Genomic DNA, 5,255 nt, shown 5'->3' with positions numbered 1-5,255 from the left:
GTGGACGCAGCACCACATCCTGCTGGACGGCTGGTGCCTGCCGCTGGTGTACCGGGACGTGATGCGGCTGTACTACGCATCGATGGAGGGCCGCGAGGCGGCGCTGCCGGCGCCGGTGCCGTACGAGCGCTACATCGGCTGGCTGCAGTCGCGCGAGGAGGCGCAGGCGCGCGCGCACTGGCGCGCGGTGCTGGGCGACGTGGAAGCGCCCACGCCGCTGGCGATCGACCGCCTGGGGGGCGATGGCGAAGGCTATCGCGAACAGGTGCTGGTGCTGGGGGCGGGGCCGACGCAGGCGCTGCAGGCGCTGGCGAAGTCGCGGCACACGACGGTGAACACGCTGGTGCAGTGGGCGTGGGGCTACGTGCTGCACCGCTACAGCGGCGAGGGATCGGTGGTGTTCGGGGCGACGATTTCCGGCCGCACGGCGCCGGTGGCGGGGATCGAGGAGATGGTGGGGCTGTTCATCAACACGATCCCGGTGCGGGTGGACTACGCGGCATCGGAACCGCTGGAGGCGGGGATCGCGCGCTTGCACCGCGAGTTCCAGCAGGGCAACGAACACGGCTACCTGTCGCTGCCGGAGATCCAGCGGCAGTCGGGCGTCGCCCCGGGCACCGCCCTGTTCGACAGCATCCTGGCCTTCGAGAACTATCCGCTCGATGCCATGTCCGACCTGGGCAGCGTGGACGAGTCCACCCGCATCCGCATGGAAGCGACGGGCAACGACGAGCAGACCAACTATGCGCTGACGCTCAACGTCATGCTCGGCGAGGCGCTCGAGGTCAAGGCGGGTTTCCGCGCCGAGCGGCTGGCCGCCGCCGCGGTCGTGCAGGTGCTGCGGCACCTGGGCCGGGTGCTCGAGCAGCTGCCCGCGGCCGTGGGGGAGGGGGCGCGCATCGACCTGGTGGACGAAGACGAGGCCGGCGGCTTGCTGGCCCAGGGCCGCGTACGCCGACACCACCGCGACCTGCCGCGGGTCCACGAGCGCTTCCAGGCGCAGGCCCGGGCGCACCCGGACGCGATCGCCCTGGCGCACGGCGATGAACGGATGAGCTATGGCGAGCTCAATCGTCGCGCGAACCGCGTCGCCCATCGCCTGCGGCGTTCGGGCGTGGGCGCCGACGATCGCGTCGGCCTGTGCGTCGAACGCGGCTTCGAGATGCTGATCGGCGTGATCGGCATCCTGAAGGCCGGCGCAGGCTACGTGCCGCTCGATCCGGCCTATCCGGCCGAGCGACTCGCCTTCATGCTGCAGGACTGCCGGCCGAAGGCCGTCCTGACCCAGGCGGGCCTGCTCGCGTCCGGGGTGCTCCCGGACACGGGGGCGACGGAGGTCGTGTCGCTCGACGATGCCGGCCTGGCCGGGGAGGCCGATACCGATCCCGCGGATGTCCGCGTCGACGACGCGTCCCTGGCCTACGTCATCTACACCTCGGGATCGACCGGCAAACCCAAGGGCGTGATGGTCGAGCACCGTCAGTTGAACCGCCTGTTCGCATCGACCCGGGAGACGTTCGGCTTCGACCACGAGGATGTCTGGACGCTGTTCCACTCCTTCGCGTTCGACTTCTCCGTGTGGGAGATGTGGGGCGCGCTGCTGCATGGCGGTCGCCTGGTCATCGTGCCCGCACCGCTGGCGCGGGACCCGGAAGGCATGTGGGGGCTGCTGGAGCGCGAGGGCGTGACCGTCCTCAACCAGACCCCGAGCGCGTTCCGTGCGCTGCAGGCTGCCCAGCCGCCGGACACCAGCCACCGGCTGCGGGCGGTCGTGTTCGGTGGCGAGGCGCTGGAGCTGTCGAGCCTGCTGCCCTGGTTCGAGCGCAACGGCGACGCCACGCGCATGGTCAACATGTACGGCATCACCGAGACCACGGTGCACGTGACCTGTCGCGAGATCGACATGGAAGACGCCCGCCGGGCGCGGGGCAGCCTCATCGGGCAACCGCTCGACGACCTCGCCCTCTACGTGCTGGACGAGTCCATGCGGCCTTGTCCGCTCGGCGTGCGCGGCGAGCTGTACGTCGGTGGCGATGGCGTCGCGCGCGGCTATCTCGACCGCGAGGCGCTGACGGCGGAGCGCTTCGTCGAGGCCACGTCCTTCGAAGGCGGCCGGCTGTACCGGACCGGCGACCTGGCGCGCTGGCTGCCGGGTGGAGAGCTGGAATACCTCGGGCGCAACGACTTCCAGGTCAAGATCCGGGGCTACCGGATCGAACTGGGCGAGGTCGAGGCGCGGCTTGCGGCGTGCGAGGGCGTGCGCGAATCGGTGGTGCTTGCCCTCGACGACCCGTCGGGCGGCAAGCGACTCGTCGCCTACGTGGTCATGGACGGCGTCGACGGCCGCGGCGTTGCGTCGCTGCGCGAGGCGATGTCGCGCGATCTGGCGGCCCACATGCTGCCTTCCGCCTTCGTCGAACTGCAGGCCATGCCACTGACGCCGAACGGCAAGCTGGACCGCAAGGCCCTGCCCGCGCCGGATCGTGGCGCCGCGGCATCGCGTGAGTACGAGGCCCCGGCGGACGAAGTCGAGCAGGCCGTGGCCGACGCATGGCAGGCGCTGCTCGGGGTGGAGCGGGTCGGGCGGCACGACAACTTCTTCGAGCTGGGCGGGCACTCGCTGCTTGCGGTGCGGATGCTCGGGGACCTGCGCACCCGCTTCGGGATGGAAATGGATATTCGCGACGTCTTCGAGAAGACGACCGTGTCGGCGCTGGCGGCGTACATCGCCGAGCGTCGTTCGCTCGTTGCCCTGAAGGACGCGCTTGCGTTCGACGTCGTCGACCAGGATGAGGAGTTCACTGAGCTATGAGCGTTATCGAAGTACTGCAGGCCTGCAGGCAGCACGGCACCCGCCTGGCAAGCCGCGACGGCAAGCTGCTGCTCGCCGGCACGCAGCCGTCGCCCGCCCTGCGCGAGGCGCTGGCCCGGCACAAGGCCGAGATCCTGGCCTGGCTGGAGGAGGCCTCCGGCGATGCGCGGGCCCGGGCGCCCGGCCCGGCGAGCCTGGTCGACGCGGACGAGCAGGGGGCCTGGCCGCTGTCGTACGCGCAGCAGCGGCTCTGGTTCATCGACCAGCTCGACGGCGCGAGCGCGCAGTACAACATCCCGGCCGCCTTCCGCCTGACGGGCGCGCTCGACCTGCCGGCGATGCAACGCGCCCTGGAACGGGTGATCGAGCGCCACGAAGTGCTGCGCACCCGCTTCGAGCTCACCGACGGCGTGCCCGCGCAGGCCGTCGCCGGGACCACGCCGCTCGACATCCCCATGCACGATCTGTCGGGCATGGCCGCGGATGCCCGCGATGCGGAGGTCCGTCGCCGCGTGGCCGAAGAGGCGGCCCGTCCCTTCGACCTGGCACGGGACCCGATGCTCCGTTGCACGGTACTGAAGCTGGGCGCCGAGGAGCACGTGGTGCTGTTCACCATGCACCACATCGCCTCCGATGGCTGGTCCCAGGGCGTCCTGGTGCGCGAGTTCACCGCGCTGTACGCCGCGTTCAACACCGGCGAGGCGGACCCCTTGCCGCCGCTGCCGCTGCAGTACCGGCATTTCGCCCGCTGGCAGCGCGAAGCGATCGAGGGCGGTTCGCTGGCCCCCTCGCTCGCCTACTGGCAGTCGCACCTGGCCGGCATGCCGGTTGTCCACGAACTGCCGCTGGACCACCCGCGGCCGGAACGGCAAAGCCATGCCGCGCGCCAACTGGGACGCCGGCTGGACATCGCCCGGCTCGACGCGCTCAAGGCGCTCGCGCAGGCACAGGGCGCGACCTTGTTCATGGTGCTGCAGTCGGCGTTCGCCGCGGTGCTGTCGCGCTGGAGCGGGCAGGACGACGTGGTGATCGGCGTGCCCAGCGCGGGGCGCGAACGGCCCGAAGTGGCGCCGCTGATCGGCTTCTTCATCAATACCCTGGTGTTCCGCCAGCAGATCGCCCCCGCCATGACCGGTGAGGCGATCATCCAGGCCGGCAAGCGGGTCGCCCTGGATGCCTTCACGCATGCCGAGATTCCGTTCGACCTGCTCAACGACACGCTCAAGCATCCCCGCAGCCTGGCCTACAACCCCTTGTGCCAGGTCAAGTTCGTCCTGCAGAACCATGAATCGGGCCAGCTCACGCTGCCGGGCCTTCAGCTTGAAGCGCTGGATGGCGGCGGCGAACAGGTCCATTTTGACCTCGACCTGAGCGCCCAGGAAAGCACGGAAGGCCTGTACCTGGGCTGGACCTACAAGGCCTCGCTGTTCGAAGCCTCGAGCATTGAGCGGATGGCCCGGGCCTACGAAGCGCTGCTGTCGCAGTGGCTGGAACGCCCGCAGGCGCGGCTGGACGAACTGGAATGGGTGGACGCGGCGCAGTCCGCGTCGCTGCGGGCGCTGGGACGCGGCGCGGACAGCCGCGCCGGTCGTGCGCAGCCGCTGCCGCGTGCGCTGGAAGCGGCGGCGGCACGGACCCCGGACGCACCGGCGGTACGCTGCGGCGGGGTGACGCTGGACCATCGCGAGCTGGACGCGAAGGCCAACCGGCTGGCGCACGCGCTGCTGGAGGCGGGCGTGCAGGCGGGCGACCGGGTCGGCGTGCACCTGGAGCGCTCGGTGGAACTGATGGTGGCCCTGCTGGCCTGCATGAAGGCCGGCGCGGCCTACGTGCCGCTGGACCACCGCCAGCCGCCGGCGCGGCTGCAGGCGATCGTGGCCGACGCCGGGATCGCGGTGGTGCTGGTGGACGGCGGCCGCTCGGTGCTGCCGGTGGCGGGCCTGGACACGCTGTACATGGACGGCGCGGGGCGCTCGCCGGACTGGCTGTCGGAGTATCCCTCGAGCGCGCCGGCGGTGGGGGTGACCGACGCCGACAGCGCCTACGTGCTCTACACCTCCGGATCGACCGGCGTGCCCAAGGGCGTGGAGATCAGCCACGGCGGCCTGATGGACTACTGCGCGTTCGCGCGCGAAGGGTATTACGGCGACGGCCTGGGCGGCTCGCTGGTGGTGACCTCGCCGGCGTTCGACCTGAGCGTGCCGAGCCTGTACGTGCCGCTGCTGGCGGGCGGCTGCGTGGAGCTGATGCCGGCGGAGGACGAAGTGGCGGCGCTGGCGGCGCGGCTGGACGAGGCGGGGGTGCCGGCGAGCCTGTTGCGGATGACGCCCTCGCACGTGCAGGCGCTGCTGGCGCACCGGGGCGAAGCGGTGAGCGCGTGCGCGCATGTGTTCGTGGTGGGCGGCGAGGCGTTCGGCGCGGGGCTGGCGCGGTCGCTGCAGGC

General features: G+C 71.3%; 2 protein-coding genes. Both read left to right on the top strand.

All coding sequences use genetic code 11. From position 1 onward, the window contains the following. Positions 1 to 2,812, top strand: a 2,812-nt coding sequence (locus H4F98_RS16535) for a non-ribosomal peptide synthetase (protein ID WP_182688926.1), incomplete at its 5' end; no start/stop codon positions are given. Next, positions 2,809 to 5,255, top strand: a 2,447-nt coding sequence (locus H4F98_RS16530; protein ID WP_182688925.1) for a condensation domain-containing protein, incomplete at its 3' end; no start/stop codon positions are given. The genes H4F98_RS16535 and H4F98_RS16530, both read left to right, overlap by 4 nt.

The sequence above is a fragment of the Marilutibacter spongiae genome (assembly GCF_014145325.1).
In the GTDB taxonomy this organism is placed as follows: Bacteria; Pseudomonadota; Gammaproteobacteria; order Xanthomonadales; family Xanthomonadaceae; genus Marilutibacter; species Marilutibacter spongiae.
The sequence above is the reverse complement of the archived record's forward strand: the minus strand, read 5'-3'. Positions and strand labels throughout refer to the sequence as shown.